Source organism: Sphingobacterium sp. UBA7038 (assembly GCF_002494055.1).
Classification (GTDB): domain Bacteria; phylum Bacteroidota; class Bacteroidia; order Sphingobacteriales; family Sphingobacteriaceae; genus Sphingobacterium; species Sphingobacterium multivorum.
Window position 1 is genome coordinate 55,058 of record NZ_DLAV01000035.1, and the last position, 21,166, is coordinate 76,223.

At 41.4% G+C, this 21,166-nt stretch carries 20 protein-coding genes; 16 read left to right on the plus strand and 4 right to left on the minus strand.

Annotated features, from left to right (window positions below; translation table 11 throughout):
• The first annotated feature begins 3 nt into the window (after positions 1 to 3).
• From B3H30_RS20780 to B3H30_RS20805, 6 genes are all read left to right on the plus strand, one after another.
• A complete protein-coding gene (locus tag B3H30_RS20780; RefSeq protein ID WP_286776686.1) occupies positions 4 to 1,461 on the plus strand; it encodes an aminoacyl-histidine dipeptidase in 1,458 nt (485 codons plus the stop codon).
• A gap of 237 nt (positions 1,462 to 1,698) precedes the next feature.
• On the plus strand, positions 1,699 to 3,027 hold the full coding sequence (locus B3H30_RS20785) for a gluconate:H+ symporter (protein WP_070565556.1): 1,329 nt from the start codon (positions 1,699 to 1,701) through the stop codon (positions 3,025 to 3,027).
• A 30-nt stretch (positions 3,028 to 3,057) separates the two neighbouring features.
• The gene (locus tag B3H30_RS20790) at positions 3,058 to 3,522 is read left to right on the plus strand and encodes a RidA family protein (RefSeq protein WP_046674510.1); all 465 of its coding nucleotides are present in this window, start codon (positions 3,058 to 3,060) and stop codon (positions 3,520 to 3,522) included.
• 10 nt (positions 3,523 to 3,532) lie between these two features.
• Positions 3,533 to 4,639 carry a D-TA family PLP-dependent enzyme gene (locus tag B3H30_RS20795; protein ID WP_070565555.1) on the plus strand — a complete coding sequence of 369 codons (1,107 nt, stop codon included), beginning with the start codon at positions 3,533 to 3,535 and terminating at the stop codon, positions 4,637 to 4,639.
• Between the two features lies 1 nt (position 4,640).
• Positions 4,641 to 5,765 carry a dipeptidase gene (locus B3H30_RS20800; protein ID WP_286834840.1) on the plus strand — a complete coding sequence of 375 codons (1,125 nt, stop codon included), beginning with the start codon at positions 4,641 to 4,643 and terminating at the stop codon, positions 5,763 to 5,765.
• A complete protein-coding gene (locus tag B3H30_RS20805; RefSeq protein ID WP_070565553.1) occupies positions 5,762 to 7,003 on the plus strand; it encodes an MFS transporter in 1,242 nt (413 codons plus the stop codon). The genes B3H30_RS20800 and B3H30_RS20805 overlap by 4 nt, the downstream gene beginning before the upstream one ends.
• Positions 7,004 to 7,098: 95 nt before the next feature.
• Here B3H30_RS20805 and B3H30_RS20810 read toward each other — a convergent pair whose 3' ends face one another.
• Positions 7,099 to 7,443 carry a hypothetical protein gene (locus tag B3H30_RS20810; RefSeq protein WP_070565551.1) on the minus strand — a complete coding sequence of 115 codons (345 nt, stop codon included), beginning with the start codon at positions 7,441 to 7,443 and terminating at the stop codon, positions 7,099 to 7,101.
• Between the two features lie 94 nt (positions 7,444 to 7,537).
• Positions 7,538 to 9,319 (minus strand): ABC transporter ATP-binding protein, encoded by a 1,782-nt coding sequence (locus tag B3H30_RS20815; RefSeq protein WP_070565548.1) that lies wholly within the window; start codon positions 9,317 to 9,319, stop codon positions 7,538 to 7,540.
• Positions 9,320 to 9,500: 181 nt separating this feature from the next.
• On the opposite strand from B3H30_RS20815, the gene B3H30_RS20820 reads away from it, so the two are divergent.
• The 4 genes from B3H30_RS20820 to yajC are packed head-to-tail and all read left to right on the plus strand — an operon-like array spanning position 9,501 to position 12,421.
• Positions 9,501 to 10,580, plus strand: a complete 1,080-nt coding sequence (locus B3H30_RS20820; RefSeq protein ID WP_046674513.1) for a Glu/Leu/Phe/Val family dehydrogenase — start codon at positions 9,501 to 9,503, stop codon at positions 10,578 to 10,580.
• A 60-nt stretch (positions 10,581 to 10,640) separates the two neighbouring features.
• Positions 10,641 to 11,588 carry a transcription antitermination factor NusB gene (gene nusB / locus B3H30_RS20825; protein ID WP_070565546.1) on the plus strand — a complete coding sequence of 316 codons (948 nt, stop codon included), beginning with the start codon at positions 10,641 to 10,643 and terminating at the stop codon, positions 11,586 to 11,588.
• 27 nt (positions 11,589 to 11,615) lie between these two features.
• Positions 11,616 to 12,077 (plus strand): DUF1573 domain-containing protein, encoded by a 462-nt coding sequence (locus B3H30_RS20830; RefSeq protein WP_070565544.1) that lies wholly within the window; start codon positions 11,616 to 11,618, stop codon positions 12,075 to 12,077.
• Positions 12,078 to 12,103: 26 nt separating this feature from the next.
• Complete coding sequence (yajC, locus tag B3H30_RS20835) at positions 12,104 to 12,421, plus strand: preprotein translocase subunit YajC (RefSeq protein WP_070565542.1); 318 nt, start codon at positions 12,104 to 12,106, stop codon at positions 12,419 to 12,421.
• A gap of 62 nt (positions 12,422 to 12,483) precedes the next feature.
• Here the strand turns inward: yajC and B3H30_RS20840 are convergent, their stop codons facing one another.
• Positions 12,484 to 13,143: a DUF6266 family protein gene (locus B3H30_RS20840; protein ID WP_070565540.1), complete on the minus strand. Its 660-nt coding sequence runs from the start codon at positions 13,141 to 13,143 to the stop codon at positions 12,484 to 12,486.
• Positions 13,144 to 13,505: 362 nt separating this feature from the next.
• On the opposite strand from B3H30_RS20840, the gene B3H30_RS20845 reads away from it, so the two are divergent.
• The 4 genes from B3H30_RS20845 to B3H30_RS20860 are packed head-to-tail and all read left to right on the plus strand — an operon-like array spanning position 13,506 to position 17,027.
• Entirely contained in the window at positions 13,506 to 14,480 is a 975-nt protein-coding gene (locus B3H30_RS20845; protein WP_070565538.1) for a BtrH N-terminal domain-containing protein, read from the plus strand.
• 52 nt (positions 14,481 to 14,532) lie between these two features.
• Positions 14,533 to 15,483, plus strand: coding sequence for a hypothetical protein (locus B3H30_RS20850; RefSeq protein WP_046674519.1), 951 nt, complete (start codon positions 14,533 to 14,535; stop codon positions 15,481 to 15,483).
• A 10-nt stretch (positions 15,484 to 15,493) separates the two neighbouring features.
• Positions 15,494 to 16,069 carry a dephospho-CoA kinase gene (coaE, locus tag B3H30_RS20855; protein ID WP_172462500.1) on the plus strand — a complete coding sequence of 192 codons (576 nt, stop codon included), beginning with the start codon at positions 15,494 to 15,496 and terminating at the stop codon, positions 16,067 to 16,069.
• Between the two features lie 4 nt (positions 16,070 to 16,073).
• Positions 16,074 to 17,027: an exonuclease gene (locus B3H30_RS20860; RefSeq protein WP_083295911.1), complete on the plus strand. Its 954-nt coding sequence runs from the start codon at positions 16,074 to 16,076 to the stop codon at positions 17,025 to 17,027.
• A 41-nt stretch (positions 17,028 to 17,068) separates the two neighbouring features.
• On the opposite strand, the gene B3H30_RS20865 is transcribed toward B3H30_RS20860, so the two are convergent.
• Entirely contained in the window at positions 17,069 to 17,473 is a 405-nt protein-coding gene (locus B3H30_RS20865) for a hypothetical protein (RefSeq protein ID WP_197084053.1), read from the minus strand.
• Positions 17,474 to 17,738: 265 nt separating this feature from the next.
• Here B3H30_RS20865 and dinB point away from each other — a divergent pair, with 265 nt between their 5' ends.
• Positions 17,739 to 18,836 (plus strand): DNA polymerase IV, encoded by a 1,098-nt coding sequence (gene dinB / locus B3H30_RS20870; protein ID WP_070565536.1) that lies wholly within the window; start codon positions 17,739 to 17,741, stop codon positions 18,834 to 18,836.
• Between the two features lie 144 nt (positions 18,837 to 18,980).
• The gene (locus tag B3H30_RS20875) at positions 18,981 to 21,107 is read left to right on the plus strand and encodes a S9 family peptidase (RefSeq protein ID WP_286834841.1); all 2,127 of its coding nucleotides are present in this window, start codon (positions 18,981 to 18,983) and stop codon (positions 21,105 to 21,107) included.
• Positions 21,108 to 21,166 lie beyond the last annotated feature (59 nt).

The window sequence follows — 21,166 nt, forward strand, 5'->3', positions numbered from 1 at the left end:
GATATGAATGAAAATAGTTTAGAACCAAAAGCAATTTGGAAAAATTTCGTTGCATTGAATGCGGTCCCCAGAGCTTCAAAAAAAGAAGAGCGCGTGATTGCCTTTATGGTAGACTTTGGTAAATCCTTGGGTTTAGAAACAAGCGTTGATGAGATTGGTAACGTGCTCATTAAAAAATCCGCTACTCCGGGAATGGAGAATCGCAAAACGATTGTTTTGCAGTCGCATTTAGATATGGTGCACCAAAAAAATAACGATACTGTTTTTGACTTCGATAATGAAGGTATTAAGATGTACGTTGATGGCGATTGGGTAAAAGCAGAAGGTACCACTTTAGGGGCAGATAATGGTCTTGGTGTTGCGACAATCATGTCGATTCTGGAATCATCCAGTATTGTACACCCTGCTATTGAAGCTTTGTTTACCATTGATGAAGAAACAGGTATGACAGGAGCTTTAGGTTTAAAAGGCGGTGTACTTTCGGGCGAAATCTTGCTCAATTTGGATACAGAGAATGATACTGAAATTGATATTGGCTGTGCCGGCGGGATTGATGTGACGGCAACGCAGTCCTATAGCGCAGAACCTTGTCCTTTTGATACGTTATCTTTTGAAATTACCGTAAAAGGACTACATGGCGGGCACTCTGGAATGGATATTCATAAAGGTTTTGCCAATGCCAATAAGGTAATGAATCGCCTGCTCTATAGAGGCTATGAACATTTTGGATTGCGTATTGCGTCGTTATTGGGTGGAAGCCTCCGCAACGCCATCCCGAGAGAAAGCGTTGCCAAAGTGGTGGTGGTTAAGGATAAAGCAACTGACTTTGTTCAGCAGCTAACACAATTGGCTCAGGATATTAAATTGGAATTTGCAACGACAGAACCAGCTATGGAAATTGTGGTGAAGCAAACTGATGCTGCTTATGCTACAGTCGTTCCCGTAAACGTGCAGGAAAACTTGATCAACAGCGTTTATGCGGCCTTAAATGGTGTATATCGTGTGAGTGCCGATTTTGAAGACTTGGTAGAAACCTCCAATAATATTGCCAAAGTAGAAGTAGGCGGGGAAAAGGTTTCCATCAAATGTCTAACCAGATCTTCTGTTGAAACTTCTAAATTTGATTTAGCCCAATCGTTACAGGCAGCATTTGAACTGGGCGGTTTTAAGGTAGATTTTTCGGGCAATTATCCCGGATGGGCTCCTAATCCGAATTCTGAAATTTTAGAAGTCCTCAAATCCATTTATACGAGACAACATGGCGAAGTTCCGGAAGTCGTGGCGTGCCATGCCGGATTGGAATGCGGTATCTTGGGGACAAACTATCCGGCAATGGATATGATTTCTTTTGGACCAACAATCTTAGGTGCACATTCGCCTGCAGAGCGTGTCTCCATTTCTTCGGTGCAGAAATTTTGGAGTTTTGTGCTTGATATTCTCAAAGAGATCCCCAAAAAATAAGTCGCAACAGCAGACGGTTGCATTATTTCTGAACGACAGGCCATGAAATCAAAGTCATCGGCGAGTAAACAAAAACGGGTATGGCTTGAGCTATACCCGTTTTTGTTTGTATCATTTTTTCATTTTTCTTGCAAAAAATGAAAAATATCCTTACTTTCAGGATGAAAAAATGATTTAATAGACCAAATTTTATACAAGCTCTCAAATTGAGGGAAAACCTAATCGTGATATGATATAATGACCATAATCCTCATTGTAATCAGCATTTGTTTGCTTATCCTTTGCATAACTTATTTTAAGATCAATGCCTTTCTCGCATTTTTGGTTGTTTCCTTGCTAAGTGGACTTTGTTTGGGAATTCCACCGGCACAGTTGGTAGGCACCGTTGAAAAAGGTGTTGCCGGCGTTATGGGGAGCCTAACGTTGATCATTGTTTTGGGCGCAATGTTGGGGAAAATTGTAGCTGAAAGTGGGGCCGCTGAGATTATTGCTGAACAAATGGTCCGCTTAATGGGAGAGCGATACCTTCAGTGGGGGCTTATGTTGACGGGTTTTATCGTTGGTATACCACTATTTTATGGAATCGGATTTGTCTTATTAGTCCCCTTGATATTTTCGATTTCCTACCGGTATAAGTTGCCGGCAGTATATATTGGATTACCGATGCTGGCAGCTTTGTCTGTGACACATGGCTTTATTCCGCCGCATCCTTCTCCCGTTGCTCTCGTTGCCCTGTTTCATGCCGATATGGGATTGACACTTATTTATGGTCTTTTGATTGCTATACCTGCTATTATTTTAGGTGGCCCTATTTTTGGAAGATGCCTGAAAAACATACGGGCGAGTCAAGAATCAATTTTTCGGGAGCAAGATCGCTCGGAATCAGCGCAGTATCTGCGCCCGACAGTTGGGGTAAGTTTGGCTGTAGCCCTGCTACCGGTATTACTCATTGTCCTATTTACACTGCTTCCTTATTGCTACCATACAAGTAATATAGCGCTGCAGCAGGGCGTGAAGTTTGTCGGCAACCCCACCGTTGTTATGGTTATCGCGCTCAGTGCAGCAACCTATTTCTTAGGATTGAAATTGGGCCGATCGATGGCCAATGTGATGACAATTTATGAGTCTGCTGTGAAAGATATTGCCATGATACTGTTGATTATTGCTGGTTCGGGAATCTTTAAACAAGTGATGGAAGACAGTGGAGTCAGTCTCCTTTTGGCCAACACCTTACAGCAGCTCTCCATTTCACCTTTACTGTTGGCCTGGTTAATTACAGCTGTTATCAGAGGTTGTGTCGGCTCGGCCACAGTCGCCGCGTTGACAGCCGCTGGCGTGCTGCTCCCTATTGTTACAGGGGGAGAAGCGGATCCCAATCTCATGGTATTGGCGATAGGGGCCGGAAGTCTGATGTTCTCCCATGTCAATGATGCCGGATTTTGGCTTTTTAAAGAATACTTTGGCCTTAGCGTAAAGGATACGTTATTTTCCTGGTCGATCATGGAGGCGATTGTTTCCATTGTTGGACTCCTTGCTGTTTTACTATTGCAATTAATTTTATATTAGCTATTATTTTAAACTTTAAAATCGTTAAAGATGTACAACGCAGACGAACAATTCGAAAAATTAGGTTTGACATTACCTCCAGCACCGGCACCAAAAGGTGTTTATAAACCATACGTCATTGATGGTAAGTACCTGTATCTTTCCGGTCATGGTCCTGTACAAGATGATGCCACATTGATTATAGGTCGAATTGGAAGTGATATCAGCCCCGAAGAAGGTAAACTTGCCGCGCGTCAGGTCGGTTTGACCATGCTGTCGACCATTAAAACCAACTTGGGTTCCTTGAACAAAATCAAACGTGTAATCAAAGTATTGGGTATGGTCAATTGTACCTCGGATTTTCTTTATCACCCCGGTGTGATTAACGGTTGTAGTGAACTATTTGCTGCAGTTTGGGGAGAAGAGAATGGTATTGGAACACGTAGCGCAGTAGGATTCGGTTCTTTGCCCGATAATATTCCAGTGGAAATCGAAGCATTATTTGAGTTATATTAAACCGAATAGTATGGAAACTTGGTGTCACATACAAAATGTCGATCAAGTCGATTCGCCGGCCTTGCTGGTCTACCCTGATCGCATTGTCAAGAACATAGACCGCGCTTTACACATTGTGCATGGGCGGGCGGACCGATTGCGGCCGCATATCAAAACGAACAAGTGTCGTGAAGTATGCCAGCTGATGATGGATAGGGGGATTACAAAGTTTAAGTGTGCAACCATTGCAGAAGCAGAACTATTGGGTGTTATCGGTGCAAAAGATGTTTTGCTGGCGTACCAGCCCGTAGGGCCAAAGATAGATCGTTTCTTGAATCTGGTGAGCGCCTTTCCCCAAACACATTTTGCCTGTCTTGTGGATCATGTCGATGCAGCAGAGGAGATTTCAGCGCGGAGTCTGTCGAAAGGTTTGCGAAGCGCTGTTTATTTGGATGTTAATATTGGAATGGGACGTACAGGGATAGCTTTAGACGGGATTGAGCGTCTCGTTATGGATATCAATCTCCTGAATGGTATTCAGTTGGTCGGTATGCATGGCTACGATGGTCATATTCATGATAAGGATTATCAGCTTCGCGAAAAACAATGCCAACAGGCATACGGTATACTTGAAACGGCCTACCTGATGGCGCAGACATCCACCTCTAAACCATTGACTAAAGTGATTGGCGGTTCACCGAGTTTCCCTTTTCATGCCGAACGCAGCGATGTAGAATGCAGCCCAGGAACCTTTGTGTTTTGGGATTTTGGCTATGCCGAAAATTATGCAGAACAAGATTTTATGCTTGCCGCGGTACTTCTAACGCGTGTCGTTTCTATTGTTGATCACAAACACCTGTGCTTGGACCTAGGGTATAAATCCGTTGCATGCGAATCGCCGCAGCCTCGCGTCAAGTTTTTCGATCCACGTATAGGTGAAATAAAAATGCAGAGTGAAGAACATCTGGTTGTTGAGGTGACAGATAGTGCGCAGTTCCACTTAGGGGATGCGCTGTATGCTGTACCACGCCATATCTGTCCTACCGTAGCCTGTTATGGCGAACTTCAAGTAGTCCATGAACGGCATGCAGATCAAACGTGGACTGTTTATGCACGAAATAAAAAGATAAATTGTTGATATGTACGAATTTGAAATGCCATTTTTGGTCGATGCACATTTGGATTTGAGTATGAATGCCATGGAATGGAATCGGGATCTTCGATTGCCAATTACGGAACTCAACCGCAGGGAAAAGGGGATGGATGACAAGCCCGATCGGGCTAAGGCAACAGTCACTTTTGACGAATTGCGTCGTGGTCATATTGGTTTGGTTGTTGCCACACAAATCGCTCGATTCGTAAAACCCGAAAGCTCTTTACCAGGCTGGTACTCCCCAGAACAGGCTTGGGCGCAGACGCAAGGGCAGCTTGCGTGGTATAAGGCAATGGAAGCCGATGGGCAAATGAAAATGATTTGTACAAAGGCTGATCTGGATCAACATATAGCACTTTGGTCGAATGGCAGCGATCATGTAGATAAGCCAATCGGATATCTGCTGAGTCTGGAAGGAGCCGATTCAATTGTAGATATCAGTTATCTTGAAACAGCTTATAATTATGGTTTGAGAGCTGTCGGACCAGCGCATTACGGACCGGGGCGATATGCCAACGGAACCGACTCATCGGGCAAGCTTAATGAACAGGGCGTCCTATTGTTGCGGGAAATGGAGCGATTGGGGATGATATTAGACGCAACACACCTCAATGATGATGCGTTTTGGGACGCTGTTGGACGTTATAACGGTGCCATTTGGGCAAGCCATAATAATTGTCGCAAGTTTGTCGACCATAGTAGGCCGTTCAGTGACGAAATGATCAAGACTCTTGTTTCGAAAAAAGCAGTGATCGGTGTAGCGCTCGATGCTTGGATGATGGTACCGAATTGGGTCCGCGGTGTATCCGACCCTAAAACAAGCAATTGCTCCATGGAAATCATGGCCCACAATATTGATCATATTTGTCAATTGGCAGGAAATGTTGATCATGTTGGCGTGGGGAGCGATTTAGATGGAGCATTTGGCCGAGAGCAGTGTCCTTATGATCTGGAAACTATTGCTGATATCCAAAAAGTATTTGGTATCCTGTCAAAAAGAGGGTATGATAAGACCGATCTTGAAAAGATTGCTAGCAAGAACTGGCTTAATTTTATGCGAAATGCATTGCCCGAATCAAAACAAACACCTCCAACACAACTGAATAGATGAAACCAGTATTACGCGTGCAATTGTCCCTGATGATGTTTTTAGAGTATTTTATCAAAGGGGCCTGGTTTGTCACTTTGGGAACATACTTGATTAAATCGCTCAATGCCTCAGGAATGGAGGTAGCGAATATTTTTGCGACACAATCCCTTGGTGCTGTATTTGCTCCTTTTTTTGTGGGTTTTGTCGCCGACAGATACTTTAATGCCGAGCGGGTGCTTTCAGCTTTGCATCTCATTGGAGCTGGACTACTTTACGGGATGTCTCAAGCACCTGATGCAACACATTTTTATCCCTATGTGTTTGTTTACTTTATGGCTTACATGTCTTCGTTATCCTTGTCCAATGGAATAGCATTCCGGCATATAGAAGATGCGAAGAAGTATTTTCCGGGGATACGTGTTTGGGGAACGATCGGTTGGATCTGTTCGGGACTTGTCATCAGTTATTTGTTCCGTTGGGATGCGCCCGAATCGATACAGGCAGGTGCTCTGCACAACACCTTTATTATGGGGGCGGTCTGCTCGTTGTTACTGGCATTCTTTAGTCTAGCCCTCCCAAAAACTCCGCCGCAGGTGAAACTCAGGGATGAAAAATTTGATTTTGGCAAGGCGATCGGTTTGGATGCGCTGAAGCTTTTAAAACAGCGGAGCTTTCTGATTTTTTTTGTGACAGCAATTGTCATCTGTATACCTATTTCGTTCTATTATCAAAATGCCAATCCATTTTTTGTCAACGCCGGAATACCGAATCCCACAGCAAAAATGGCATTGGGGCAATTTTCCGAAGCCATCTGCCTGTTGTTGATTCCATTTTTCTTTAGACGCCTGGGGTATAAAAAGATGATTTTATTGGGGATTGCAGCCTGGGCACTCCGTTATTTGTTTTTTGCATACGGCGACGGACAGGAACGTTCATTCTTATTGCTACTCGGAATATTATTACATGGCATCTGCTATGATTTTATGTTTGTAGTCGGCCAGATTTATACCGATAGAATTGCCGGCGAAAAATACAAAGCTTCTGCACAGGGGCTTATTACCATTGCGATGTATGGTGTAGGGATGTTAATCGGATTTTGGGTTGCCGGTGCAGTTTCAGATTATCTAAAAACAGCTTATGCTGCTCAATTTTGGGAATATCTTTGGTTTATTCCTGCAGGTATTTCTGTTTTTTGTCTTGTGTTATTTGCCGTATTTTTTAAAGAGGAGAAAGCGCTGCCGGATGTGAAAGCTCGTTAAAGATGCCTTTGGTCAATTAAAAACAGGGATTTCAGAAAAAATTAAAACATGGAGCATCTTTGATGGGGAGGTGCTCCATGTTATTTATAGGCCTATTATATCATATTAAACCATTCCTGGTATTTTTCACCGATGAAAGGGAGTGGCTTTCGCTCTCCGGCAAATGCAGACATTAATCCCAATATAAGAGCAATGAGTAGGAGCAATCCAACAATACTAAGGGCAATTCCGCCAATACCTGGAACAAAACGTAACAGCCCCAAGGCCATTCCTGTCAAGGAGATACCTATACTTTGTCGGATATGGAACTGCGCTAAAGCAGTCTTTTCCTTGTTGTTCATAATGATGGCTGCAACAAGGCCGATGATGGTTAAGTAAGAAATAATAGCAATTGTTTTTCCGTCGTTTGACGTAGCCTTTTGAATAGGGGTTCTCTCCATGATCCTTTAATGTAAAATGTTTGACTTAAATATTTAAGACAAATTTAGGAGAGATATCCCTTGGATCCTTTAGCTGAATTCAGGGATATTTTATTTATCCTTCCACACTTTCCAGTAATTGCTTTTCATGGAGTTCAAAATATTCACCTCTTTTATCCATCAATTCAGCATGTGTACCCTGTTCTACAATTTCTCCTTGATCCATCACCAATATATGATCTGCATTCTTGATCGTCGAGATGCGATGGGCAATAAAAATACAGGTCTTGCCTTTCATGATGCGGCTTAGTGAACGGAGAATGGTTTCTTCCGTTTTTGTATCCACGGCTGAAAGACAGTCATCAAAAATCAATACTTTGGGTTCCTTAATTAAAGCGCGTGCGATGGATACCCGTTGCTTTTGCCCCCCGGAGAGGGTAATACCACGTTCTCCAACAGCGGTTTCAAATCCATCTTCAAAAGCGATAATATTGTCGTATACAGCGGCATCTTTGGCAGCCTGTTCCACTTGTTCCTGTGTAAAGTGGTCTAAACCAAAGCCTATATTATTGGCAATGGTATCCGAAAATAGGAAAACATCTTGTGGGACGAATCCGACCTGTTGGCGTAAGCTTTTGAAATCAAGGTTTTTAATTTCAAGACCATCATAATGAATACTTCCTTTGTCGATATCATACATCCGAAGTAGTAAGTTGGCCAGCGTAGATTTTCCAGATCCTGTTTTTCCGATAATAGCAAGTGTTTTGCCGATCGGGATTTGGAACGATATATTTTTTATCGCCTGAATGCCGGTTTCCGGATAAGTAAACGAGATCCCATTAACCTTGATTTCGCCCTCCAGTTCCTTGGCAGCTGTGCCGTTAACGATAGGAGATTCGGTTTGAAGGAATTCGTTAATCCGTTTTTGTGACGCGGCAGCACGTTGCACCAATGACGTGACCCAAGCCAAAGACATGGCAGGGAAAGTCAACTGGTTGACATAGATGATAAACTCGGCGATATTTCCGGCAGTCACTGTTCCTTTGGCAACTTCGATTCCACCAATATAAATGGTAATGACTGTACTGAGTCCAATAAGCAATAGAATAAGCGGGAAGAAAACAGCCTGTACTTTGACGAGATCAAGAGCCGTGTTCCGATAAATGGTACTTTCCTTCTCAAATTCCTGTATTTTATTTTGTTCTCTGGTGTAGGTTTTGATGACTCGGATGCCAGCAAAAGTCTCCTGGACAAAGGAAGAAAGTTTCGCCAGTTGTTTCTGTATTTTTAAGCTACGCTTGTTAATGATTTTATTAACAAATAAAATAATAACCGATAGGACCGGGATTGGCGCCAATGCATAAGTGGCCAATCTTCCGTTGACGCTATACATCGCATAGATGACCATGATCGATAAAACTACGGTATTGATCGCATACATGATGGCAGGTCCTAGGTAGTTACGCACCTGATTGACGTCTTCAGTCGCGCGGCTCATGAGATCTCCGGTGTTGTTTTTCCGAAAGAAACCAAAGTTTAAATCCTGGTAATGATTATAGATCTCATTTTTGAGGTCGTATTCAATATAACGCGAGGTTAAAATGATCGTCTGACGCATAAAGAATAAAAATATGCCCCGCAGCAGCGAAAGTAGGAGCACGACGAAACCAAAAAATAGGAGGCTGGTGCCAAATACCTGATAGATGAGTTCCTGTCTGTCGAAACCATCAAATAGACGGTATAGATAGATGTTTTCTTGTACCAAATCAAATGCTTCGCGAATTACCTTTGCAGGCAATACCCCAAAATAGTTGGATATGATAACGAAAATAACCCCTGGAATCAGTTTCCAGCGGTATTTATAAAAGTACTTATTTAAGTAGGCGAGATCCTTCATATTACGAATACAAAAGTAGGACTAATTCATCAAAATGCTTTACGATTTAAGCGAATTTACTGTCATTCGGAAATCAAATGTTAAGTCTTGGATAAAAAAAGTTGTTATGCACAACGAATAATTTTCCTACTTTTGCATCAAGTACCTTAAAAAATTAAAACAAATTAGAGTAGTACATTTTATGTCAACATCTCAAAATTCTATTTTTGAATTGATGAGCCAGTCTGGCCATCAAAACTTATTTTTCTGTAATGATGAATTAGTGGGCTTGAAAGCTATCGTTGCGATCCATGATACAACCTTGGGGCCTGCGATAGGAGGAGTTCGTATGTTACCATACGAAAGTACAGAAGAAGCTATTGAGGATGCTTTACGTTTATCCAAGGCCATTACGTATAAATCTGCCATCACTGGATTGAATTTAGGCGGGGGAAGTGCTGTTATTATTGGTAATAGCCGTTTGGACAAATCTGAGGTTTTATTGCGCCGTTTGGGCCAGTTTATTGAAGGATTGAATGGTAATTTCATTGCTTCACTAGACGTAGGTACGACACAACGTGATTTAGAACATATTTATACCGAGACTGACCACGTTGCTGGTCTACCAAAGGCTATTCATGGTAGCGGTGTCGGTGATCCTTCCATTTTTGCTGCACAAGGTGTTTATTTTGGTATAAAAGCCTGTTTAAAGGAATTATACGGATCGGAAAATGTTGCTGGTAAAAAAGTTATTGTACATGGAGTAGGTGGTGTTGGCGAACGTTTGATCGCGATGTTACGTGAAGAGAATGCACGTGTATATGTCAGCGATATTACGGAAGAAAAAATGCTGAAAGTGGCGGCTAAGTACAAAGCTGAGCCAATACCTTACAATGAAGTATTCGATCACGAATTTGATGTATATTCTCCTTGTGCGTTAGGTGGTACGGTAAATCCGGAATCCGCACAGAAAATGCAATGCAAAATTATTGCTGGTTCTGCCAATAATCAATTGAAAGATGAACTTGTTACAAGTTCTATTCTGCATGAAAGAGGTATATTATACGCACCTGACTATTTGATCAACGCCGGTGCATTAATCGGCTGCTATTCAGAAATTCAAAATTACGGCGTAGATCACACTGAATTTGTGATCAAAAATATTTATAATGCGACTAGAGACGTCTTGAAAAAATCAAAAGAAGAGAATATTTCTACTTTTGAAGCGGCTAATCGCATTGCGGAGAAGCGTATCCAAGATATTAAAAAAATCAAGCGGTAGTCTTCATCCCAAAATCGTTCTTACTTATTATTTTATAAAAAAATCGTTCTTTAAATTACTATGTTAAACAGGAGACACCTGAGGGTAAAAGTAGTGCAAACGCTTTATGCGTACAGTCTTTCAGAAGATAAAGACATCAAAACATTTGAAAAAGCACTATTAAAAAATGTGGATGAAGTCTATGAGATGTATATGTGGACACTGAATCTATTAGATGAAGTATCTGATTATGTCTTAATAGATGCAGAGGGTAGAGCTAATAAGTTTTTACCAACTGAAAAAGACTTGTCTTTAACGACCAAGTTAAGTACTAACACTTTTATTGAGTCATTGAGACAAAATCCACAATATGGAGAAGGTGTCAAAAAGTATAAAATTTCTTGGAGTTTCGATCCGGAGATCGTTCGTACGGTATTTTTGCAATTAAAGGATTCCGAGGCTTATTTGGAGTACTTGCAACAAGAGGATCGTTCGATCGGTACGGAAAAGGATATCATCAAGCATATCTTTAAAAAGATCATCTTGAAATCGCCGGTTATTGAGCAGGTTTTTGAGGAGAAATTCATCAACTGGCCTGTCGATAAAGAAGTATTGCAAGCGTTGATTGCGAAGACTTTTAAGAATTTTAGTTCAGAAGATCCACGTAAAAATAAACTGGCAGAGATTACGCAAAACTGGAATGATGATAGCGACTACGTCATTGCATTGCTAGGTAAAACTATTCGCAATACAAATGAATATCAAAAGCTTATCTCGGAGAAAACGAAGAATTGGGAGTCAGACCGTATTGCGCTAATGGATACTTTATTGATGCGTATGGCCATATGTGAGTTGGTTAATTTTCCATCTATTCCTGTGAAAGTGACAATAAATGAGTATATTGAAATTTCTAAGGTATTCAGTACATTGAAAAGTAATACATTTATCAATGGTATCTTGGATAAAATATTAAACGATCTGAATCAACAAGGAAGAATCCAGAAGGCAGGTCGTGGTTTAAGAGATTAAAACCAAACGCATAAATAATTTATACGAATGAAAAACTTTGGCAAATATTCGGTTTTAGCTTTGTCGGCAGTACTTTTATTTTCTTGTGGAAATGCACAAAAAGGAAAAGATGAAGGAAGCAAGACAGCGACTGAAACAGCAGCTGCGGATAGCCTTTCTAAGGCGGCAGCACAATTAGGAAAAGTAGAATTTGAAGAGTCTGCATTTGACTTCGGTCAGGTAAAGGAAGGTGCACAGGTAAAGCATACCTTTGTGCTGAAAAATTCGGGTGATGCACCTGTTATTATCTCGAAAGTGACTGCTTCATGTGGTTGTACACAACCTGAGTTTTCGAAAAGCCCTATTTTGCCAGGTGGAAAATCTGAGATCCATGTAACTTTCAATAGTGAGGGACAAGTTGGTAAACAGCAGAAGATCATTACGATTCAATCGAATGCTTCCAATGGCTTAACAACAGTGCAGCTAAAGGGCGAAGTATTAGCAAAATAACACATTATTAAACGATATAATAGAAGATGAACACAGTATTATTACAAGCAGCGGGTGGCAACATGATGAGTTTTTTACCAATGGTTTTGATTATCGTGGTATTTTATTTCTTCATGATCAGACCGCAGATGAAGAAGCAAAAAGATCACAAGAAATATATTGAAGAACTTGGTGTAAATTCAAAGGTGGTAACTACAGCTGGTATTCACGGACGCATTGTAGAAGTATCAGACACGACTTTCTTAGTTGATGTAGGTTCAGGTGTAAAAATCCGTTTTGACAAATCAGCCATTGCTTTAGATGCTTCTAAAGCTGCTAACAACACGGAGAAGAGCGCTTCTTAAGCTTTTTTGGGAAAGAAATGAAAGCCAGTTTTCGTGGAAAACTGGCTTTTTTTATGTACCGGTCAAATCTTTATCTTACCTAAGTGCATACTGTCTGTATTACCTCCGCCATAGCTCTCTACAAAAAAGATATACACTTCATAGGTCACTTGCTTTTTATGTTTCGGTATATCAATGTTTTGTCTGCCCGTTATTAAGCTATTTTTCGCCTCATTCGTCAAAAATGGATATTCAGCCCCATTATACGTTGCATTATACAGGAATAAGAACGAATCATAAGTTCCCATGTCAAATTTCTTCTCCAGATAGGGGTCGTATTCCCAGGTAACCAGAAACACCTGGTTTTCTTGATCGAAATCCATCGTGTAGGAAGTGATGGGATTGGGACTTCCTTTGGCAATCATAAATTTTTGCCAGTCCACCACAAAACCGTTCTCTTCCTGAATAAGCGCATGGTTTAAATTATAAGACATTGCGACATCATAGGCCCGTTTCGGATAACTGTATGCCTTGTAGCCTATATTGATGATCGGGTTTAACATGCTTATATGCGACCTCATAGTTTTGAAGCGTGTTCTACTCAGCAGCTGTTCAGGTGTGGGCTCTCGTTTTTTAACGCGAGGGAGAGAGCGTACATAATTTCCTGTTTTAGTCGACACAAATACAACAGAGCCTGCTTTCCCGGAAACAGTCCCATTAACGCCATTTTTGATGATTGCCATAATGTATTGATTAGCTTATAGATAATTAAGATAAGCATTAAAAAGGAAACATGCTAATACCAGGTAATCCCTAAACACAATTTTTAGTCTATGTTTAGACAGTAATCAGTCATTGTTTATTCAGTCTGCACTGAACAATCACTGAACAATCACTGAACGATCACTGAACAATCACTGTAAAAAGTGATAAGTTGGTTACCAACTGATATTCTTTTGTTGCAGCTAAAAAATTAAATGAGACAATAGGGAAGGGACTACACTCTGTAACAAAAAAGTGTGTCGCAAGAAGTATTTATTAGACGCTCTTTTCCTGCTGACACCAAGCTGTCAATCGAGCTTCTAATTTTGTAAAAAAGAATGCTATGGAAAATCTTAAACCGTTTGACGGGCTACATTGTGAAACCACCGCAACAGGTACTTTATTGAAGCATATTGGCATTGAACTTTCTGAACCGATGCTTTTTGGATTAGGGGAGGGACTTAGTTTTATCTATTGGAAAATGAAAACCATGGACTTTCCATTTTTGGGCGGACGAATAAAAACGGATCTCCTGACGCAGCATATCTGCAAAAATCTCGGTCTCGAACTCAATGTTCATGAAACCTCTTCAAAAGTAAAAGCCTGGCAGGCTGTACGACAGCTCTTGGATGAGGGGCAACCTGTGGGATTAAAACTCGATGCCTATTACCTGGAATATTTTACTAAGCCATTTCATTTTGCGGGACATTATGTCGCTATATATGGCTATGACGATGAGCACGCCTATTTGGTGGATACGAGGCAGCAAGGCGGTAGTGTGAAGACGTCGCTTGCGAGTTTAGCTATAGCGCGGGCAGAGAAAAGGCCTATGTCGTCCAAAAATTTGTATTATACCATAGCAGGTAATATGGAGAACGTTGACCTGAAAGAAGTGCTGATTGCCGCAATGGTCAATAATGCAAAGCAATATCTTGCACCACCTATCAACAATATTTCATATAAAGGAATTTTGAAGACCAGTGAAGAAGTGTTGAATTGGTTCAAGACAAGTCAAGCTATTGAAAGCGAGTTTAAGATGGCTGCAAGTCTAATGGAAAAAGCGGGCACTGGGGGTGCTTTGTTTCGAAATCTGTATCGCGACTTTATCAAGGAAAGTTACGATCTCCTCGGAATAGAACAACTCGCGGTGGTTCATCATGAGTTTGTACAGATTGCATTATTGTGGACATCCCTGTCGGAATTGTTTAGTCAAATTGCTGAGACGGCCAGTTTCGATGCTGTCCAACAGGCATCAGCAATTTTCAAAACCCTTGCCACAAAAGAGAAAAATGCAATGGAAATATTGGCGTCTTTGTGATGAAATGCAGATAAGAACGCTAATTTTTGCGCAAATTGATTAAGTTTGTGTCATGGCGAATGCAGTTCGAATAAATAAGACCCAACGGCGTAAGATTAATGTCTTCGTGCGTTGTGTTGGAATTTCGTTGTTAGCTTGGTTATTGTTTTCGATTTCCAATCAATATACTGTGTCCGTTAAGGCAGCAATTGAATATGTCAATCTTCCCGAGAAACGCGCATTTCACCCACAGCAATCCGATACGGTAAAGGTGAAATTGGAGATGACGGGATGGCAATTCCTATTTTCCAAAGCTGCTTTGGAAACCCCAAAGGTGCAGGTTGACCTAAGCTCTTTAAAAACCAAAGATTGGATTGTTTTTTCCAATCAATTGGGCTTTATCAACCGGCAGTTTCCACATGAACAACGGGTAGTCTCGGTCAGCCCAGATACCTTGTTTTTCGATTTTTCCAAACAGACGCAGCGCAAAGTGCCCGTCAAACCTTTATCCAATATTGGCTTTAAGCGTGGGTATGGTTTTATTGCTGATACCAAGATTACCCCGGCTTATGTGACGATTACAGGGCCCTATGAGGATGTTTCGGCGATTGAGTATTGGGAGACCGATACCGTTCGCGGGAAGGAAGTGGAGACCGATGTTCGAACCGTGGCAAACCTGGCACGTAACCAAAAAGCGAATATCAATGTTTATCCGACTTCGGTCGAGGTTCTGATGCCTGTAGGGGAGTTAACCGAGAAAGTGATTGAATTACCCGTGAAGGTTGAAAATGGCCAGCGCTATAGTTCTGTTAGGCTTAATCCAAGCAAAGTGGTCGTCACCGTACTGATGTCCGTTAAGGATTATAATAACTATACATCGCGAGATTTTGAAGCTGTGGTAGATCTGGCTGACTGGGAGAAAAACGGGGTGCAATATTTGCCTGTTTTGCTGACCAAAGTACCTGACTTTTGTAAGGTAATCAGCGTTGTACCTCAAAACGTGGACTTTTTTGTACGTAAATAACACTATTTTCATGAAGATTGGAATAACAGGCGGAATTGGATCCGGTAAAACATTTATCTGTCAGCTTTTTAAAGCCATGGCTGTACCTGTTTATAATGCAGATGATGAGGCGAAGGAATTGATGAATACCGATTTACGGATCAAAGAACGCTTGATTGCGGAGTTCGGTAAAGAGACCTATAAGGATGGGAAATTAGATCGGGCTTTTTTGGCCGAACAGATATTCAGCGACAAGGCGAAGCTCGAACTTGTAAATGGCATTGTACACCCCATCGTTATCCAGGCGGCCAAAGACTGGGCCGAACAACAAAAATCCCGTTATTCACTCAAGGAGGCTGCTTTGCTTTTTGAAAGTGGCTCTTACAAGGATCTTGATTATACCATCCTGGTTACTGCGCCTTTACACATACGTGTTAAACGTGTTATGGAGCGTGATGGCATCACTGAAGAACAGGTCATGGAGCGAATAAATAAGCAACTAACTGATGAAGAAAAATTAAAACTGGCAGACTTCGTCATCATTAATGATGGAACCACTCCGCTATTGCCGCAAGTGTGGACTTTACATCAAAAATTTCTAAAATAAAACTATGTCGATCATATTAGCTGACTTCTTAGTCAGAAAACCAGAAGGTTATTATTGCCGTTATGGTGATTTTTTTATTGATGCGAGCAATCCCGTCATGCACAATGTCGTATCTCATGCCCATGGCGATCATGCCAGTTCGGGACACGATTATGTGTATACAACGCAGGCAACTTCACTGTTTATGACTTATCGCTATAAACAAAACCGCAAAGATTCATATCAGGTTAAATTGTTCAATAGTCCGTTTAAAATGGGTGCGGTCGAAATCACATTTTTACCAGCAGGTCACATATTGGGTTCGGCACAAATTCTGATGGAATACCGGGGAGTGCGCTACCTATACACGGGCGATTACAAATTGCAAGCTGATGAGACTTGCGAGCCGATCGAAGTGCGGCAAGCCGATGTCCTTATTACAGAAAGCACATTTGCAAATCCGGATATTATACACCCAGATCCTGCGGAGGAGATAAAAAAACTCGACGGACATGCCAGTAATATTTTATTAGGTACTTATGTGTTGGGCAAGGCGCAGCGGATTACTGATTTGATCAACAGATATTGTCCGGAGCGAAAAGTGCTTGTGCATAGTGGAATATTGCCCTACCATCGCCTTTACGACCAGCACGGGCTGAAGAAATTAGACTATGAGCCCTACAACAGAAAAGAAATGAAACAGGGCGAACAGAATAAAGTTTATTTGGTACCGCCGATGACTTTTAATAGTTATTTTAGGGCGACCAAAGTATTACGTGCATTTGCTTCAGGCTGGAAACGTTTACAGGCACAGAATGATATCGAATTGTATATTTCAGATCATGTGGACTGGAATGACATTCTTCACTACATTAAGATGGTAAATCCCCAGGAAGTTTGGACACTACACGGTGACGGGACCATTTTAAAAAGTTTTTTTAACGAAAAATTGATCGTGCGTGATGTGCTTTCTGCATAAGCAGGCTGTGTCGAAAAGTTTTCAATCGGGAACGTAAATTTCTATTTCATATTGACAACTTTGTCAACAATATAAACCGTGTTTCCACGCCAGGGAAGAACGCCATGATATTCTTTGTAGCGCAGATCGAAGTACTTTCCACTATTGAGCTCCAATTGACGGAATATAGAATCATCTTCAATAGAAAATTCAAATTGGTTGCTGGCGATACCACCCGTTTTGATACTTCCAAACCCCTCCTGGATGAGTTTACCTTCGTATGTCTTGAAAATATTGCCCTTTTTTACAGCATAATTAAGATAACCAGATTTTACGCCTTCACCGAATACATAGTAATACTTCCAGTAAACGTAGGATCCACCCCCCACAAGTAGAAAAAGGATCAGCAGAAGTAAGAACTTCTTAAATCCGGATTTTTTCGGTTTTTGTTCAGGCATATTTTCCATAATGTGCTATTTTTAAGTCTTTTTACTGTGGTTTATGAGACTATCAGGACTGGATGCTTTTTCGCCTAACCTATAGTTTCACCTAAAGATAAAAAATTAACGGCATAATAACGAATGGTTTAGATGTAGCCTAGAAAGTTGCCGAGCGTGATTGGAGTAAGAGACTCCCGAGCCTACCGTTTGCGGGCTTTGCTATAGTTGCTAATTCTATTAGTTATTTTTCGGTTTTCTTAGTCTGTAATGCTAATTTTTGTAAATTTGGATCATGGATCCCGAACAGGTACATCGCAAGATTATTCATTTGGATATGGATGCCTTTTATGCATCTGTAGATCAGCGTGATTTTCCCGAATATCGGGGGAAAGCGATTGCAGTAGGTGGTTCTCCGGATGGGAGAGGAGTAGTTGCGACGGCCAGTTACGAAGCACGAAAATTTGGCGTCAAATCTGCGATGAGCTCCCGAAAGGCTCTTCAGTTGTGCCCCCATATTATCTTTACCTATCCTCGTTTTGACGTGTATCGTCAGGTTTCATATCAAATCCGGGAGATCTTTCTCCGTTATACGGACTTAATTGAACCGCTTTCCCTCGATGAAGCTTTTTTGGATGTAACTGTAGACAAGCAGGGCATTGGTTCGGCTATTGATATCGCCAAAGCCATTAAAGAAGCAATCAAAGAAGAACTGAATCTGACCGTCTCGGCCGGCGTTTCCGTGAATAAATTTGTTGCAAAGATTGCTTCGGATATGGACAAACCCAACGGCTTAACATTTATAGGTCCTTCTAAAATTGTCAAGTTTATGGAGTCATTGCCCGTGGACAAGTTTTTTGGCGTAGGTAAGGTGACAGCAAAAAAAATGCATGAACTGGGACTGTTTACTGGGCTTGATTTAAAAAAACAGCGTGAAGAGGATCTCGTACGTTGGTTTGGAAAGACGGGGCATTTTTTTTACCGTATCGTACGCGGGATAGACGACCGTCCTGTTGTTCCCAATCGTAGCAGCAAATCGGTCGGGATTGAGGATACTTTTGGTGAGGATGTAGAAGTTTTTGAAGAATTAAATACCATTTTGCAACGGCTCTGCAAACAGTTGTGGACACGTATTGGGAAAAAGGAAATATCTGGGCGAACCTTAAACTTAAAAATTAAATATGCCGATTTTGTTCAGTTGACACGAAGTATCACCCTAGAAAATAGTTTTGATTCGGAAGACAAAATTTACGCCACCGCCCATAGTTTGTTGAGCAAGGTTGAGCTGGTGAACAAAGTGAGGTTGTTGGGTGTTTCGATATCAAATTTTGTGGAAGAAGCTGATTTTCCAAAGGAAGGCATACAGCTTGCACTTTTCGAGCAACATCCTTAGTAAGGAATCATCTGGTTTAATCGAGCCCTTGCTAAATCATATGGTACGCGATATGTGAATTAAGCTTGTTACAGGCAAAATCGTCGTTATTTGTCACAATTCTTTATCTTAGCCAAAATAATTAATAAACATATCCAAAAATTAATGAATACGGTATCAAGAGTACTCTTAGGTGCGTCTATCGTTTTTTTTGTGCACGAGGTTGGTTTCGCACAAAAGAAATTGGATTTTGCACAGCCCTGGGGGCAAAAGTCATCGTTGACAGTTCGTACCAATCAGTATCCTGGCTGGGCAGACGGGACAGCTTATCTGGAAAATGATGTAAATGATGGTCGTTTATATCAGGTTAACATTAAGTCAGGTCACAGAAGCATTTATACAGTTCCCGCTAAAGAAGGGACGGTTGTTTATGTCGAGAACAATGATATCTTCCTGAAAGGTACCGATGGTGTAGCAAAGAGGCTGACCAACTCTCCTGATGTTGCTGAACAGAATCCAACCTTATCACCGGATGGTAAATATGTAGCCTTTACGCGTAAAAGCAATCTGTATAGCGTGGACGTGACTTCAGGAAAAGAAATGCAATGTACAAAGGATGGTACTGATGTGATCTACAATGGTTGGTCATCCTGGGTATATTACGAAGAAATTCTTGGGCGCCCAACAAAATATAAAGCTTTTTGGTGGTCTCCGGACAGCCGTAAGATCGCTTTTATGCGTTTCGATGATACCAAGGTTCCGATGTTTCCGATTTATTCGTCCAAAGGCCAGCATGGTTACCTGGAGGAGACAAGATATCCCAAAGCCGGTGACCCAAATCCGGAAGTGAAGGTAGGAATCGTTCACCTCGAAGGGGGCAACGTTACCTGGGCTGATTTCAACGAGAAAGACGATCAGTATTTTGGCCAGCCTTATTGGGCCTTTGATAGTAAAAATGTGATGGTACAGTGGATGAACAGGGATCAGAACAATTTGAAGTTTTATCAAGTGGATCCGAATTCAGGTTCGAAAAAAGAAATCTACGATGAGCGTCAGGCTTCATGGATCAATTTGGATCACGATGAGCGTATCACATATCTGGCGGACAACAAATATTATATCCTAAAATCGGATAAGACAGGCTGGGCGCATTATTACCTCTATAAATTGGATGGAACATTGGTCAATCCAATTACTTCCGGCGAATGGCAGGTAACGGAATTAAAACGGATTGATGAAAAAAATAAGGTGATCTATTTTACCGCACGTAAAGAAAACTCAGCGCGTTTTGATTTGTACCGCGTGGATTATTCAGGTAAAAACTTAAAACGTCTGACGTTCGGTGAATACTCGCACGATGTGAATGTGTCGCCTGACGGCAAGTATTTTATTACCAAATACTCCAATGTGAGTACACCCGATCGGTTCGCTTTGTTGGATAATCAAGGTAAGGTCGTACGTCAGCTAGCGGATAGTAAAGCTGCTGATTTTACCTCGTATACCTACGGTAAAACCGAATACTTACATCTTAAATCAGATGACGGACTGTTCGATCTTCCATTGACCATCACTTATCCGACAAATTTTGATAAATCAAAAGTGTACCCGGTTGTTTTCAGTATTTACGGTGGGCCTGACGCGGGAACGGTAAAAGATACCTGGAAAGGAACGGCCAATCAGTACTGGGCCAATGAAGGAATTATTCAAGTCTCTGCAGATCACCGGGCATCTGGTCATTTTGGTAAACAAGGTGTTGCTTATATGCACCGCAATCTTGGTCACTGGGAAATTATTGATTATTCGACAATTGTTAAATGGTTAAAATCGCAACCTTGGGTCGCTAAAAACAAAGTACTTATTACAGGGCATAGCTATGGTGGCTATATGACGTGTTTGGCGATGACGAAGGCGGCAGATGTATTTGATTTTGGTATTGCTGGCGCACCGGTTACCTCATGGGATCTGTATGATAGCCATTACACGGAAAGATGGATGGACACGCCTCAAGACAATCCAGACGGATATAAAGCTGGTTCTGTGTTGACCTATGCCAATAATTATAAAGGCGTGTTGCGCATTATGCATGGCGATATGGATGACAATGTTCATTTGCAGAATACAACCCAACTTGTCGATAAATTAACGGATCGAAGCGTCCCTTTTGAATTGATGATCTATCCGGGAAGCCGTCATGGATTTGACCGTTCGAAAAGTAAATATGATTTTAATGAGCGTGCGCGTTTCTACTACCAATACTTATTGGAGAAGCCGCTTCCCAAAGAATTTAAATAGGAAGAGTTAAGGTCAAAATAGAAAATCCCTTATCCATTCGGATAGGGGATTTTTATTTT

What these genes read in the sequence shown, in the direction of transcription:
- B3H30_RS20840 (WP_070565540.1), bottom strand. Translation starts at nt 13,143, where the DNA reads ATGGCAATCATCAAAAATGGCGTTAATGGGACTGTTTCCGGGAAAGCA.
- B3H30_RS20850 (WP_046674519.1), top strand. Translation starts at nt 14,533, where the DNA reads ATGGCGAATGCAGTTCGAATAAATAAGACCCAACGGCGTAAGATTAAT.
- B3H30_RS20815 (WP_070565548.1), bottom strand. Translation starts at nt 9,319, where the DNA reads ATGAAGGATCTCGCCTACTTAAATAAGTACTTTTATAAATACCGCTGG.
- B3H30_RS20820 (WP_046674513.1), top strand. Translation starts at nt 9,501, where the DNA reads ATGTCAACATCTCAAAATTCTATTTTTGAATTGATGAGCCAGTCTGGC.
- B3H30_RS20805 (WP_070565553.1), top strand. Translation starts at nt 5,762, where the DNA reads ATGAAACCAGTATTACGCGTGCAATTGTCCCTGATGATGTTTTTAGAG.
- dinB (WP_070565536.1), top strand. Translation starts at nt 17,739, where the DNA reads ATGGATCCCGAACAGGTACATCGCAAGATTATTCATTTGGATATGGAT.
- B3H30_RS20800 (WP_286834840.1), top strand. Translation starts at nt 4,641, where the DNA reads ATGTACGAATTTGAAATGCCATTTTTGGTCGATGCACATTTGGATTTG.
- nusB (WP_070565546.1), top strand. Translation starts at nt 10,641, where the DNA reads ATGTTAAACAGGAGACACCTGAGGGTAAAAGTAGTGCAAACGCTTTAT.
- B3H30_RS20830 (WP_070565544.1), top strand. Translation starts at nt 11,616, where the DNA reads ATGAAAAACTTTGGCAAATATTCGGTTTTAGCTTTGTCGGCAGTACTT.
- B3H30_RS20875 (WP_286834841.1), top strand. Translation starts at nt 18,981, where the DNA reads ATGAATACGGTATCAAGAGTACTCTTAGGTGCGTCTATCGTTTTTTTT.
- coaE (WP_172462500.1), top strand. Translation starts at nt 15,494, where the DNA reads ATGAAGATTGGAATAACAGGCGGAATTGGATCCGGTAAAACATTTATC.
- B3H30_RS20790 (WP_046674510.1), top strand. Translation starts at nt 3,058, where the DNA reads ATGTACAACGCAGACGAACAATTCGAAAAATTAGGTTTGACATTACCT.
- B3H30_RS20865 (WP_197084053.1), bottom strand. Translation starts at nt 17,473, where the DNA reads ATGGAAAATATGCCTGAACAAAAACCGAAAAAATCCGGATTTAAGAAG.
- B3H30_RS20785 (WP_070565556.1), top strand. Translation starts at nt 1,699, where the DNA reads ATGACCATAATCCTCATTGTAATCAGCATTTGTTTGCTTATCCTTTGC.
- yajC (WP_070565542.1), top strand. Translation starts at nt 12,104, where the DNA reads ATGAACACAGTATTATTACAAGCAGCGGGTGGCAACATGATGAGTTTT.
- B3H30_RS20860 (WP_083295911.1), top strand. Translation starts at nt 16,074, where the DNA reads ATGTCGATCATATTAGCTGACTTCTTAGTCAGAAAACCAGAAGGTTAT.
- B3H30_RS20780 (WP_286776686.1), top strand. Translation starts at nt 4, where the DNA reads ATGAATGAAAATAGTTTAGAACCAAAAGCAATTTGGAAAAATTTCGTT.
- B3H30_RS20845 (WP_070565538.1), top strand. Translation starts at nt 13,506, where the DNA reads ATGGAAAATCTTAAACCGTTTGACGGGCTACATTGTGAAACCACCGCA.
- B3H30_RS20810 (WP_070565551.1), bottom strand. Translation starts at nt 7,443, where the DNA reads ATGGAGAGAACCCCTATTCAAAAGGCTACGTCAAACGACGGAAAAACA.
- B3H30_RS20795 (WP_070565555.1), top strand. Translation starts at nt 3,533, where the DNA reads ATGGAAACTTGGTGTCACATACAAAATGTCGATCAAGTCGATTCGCCG.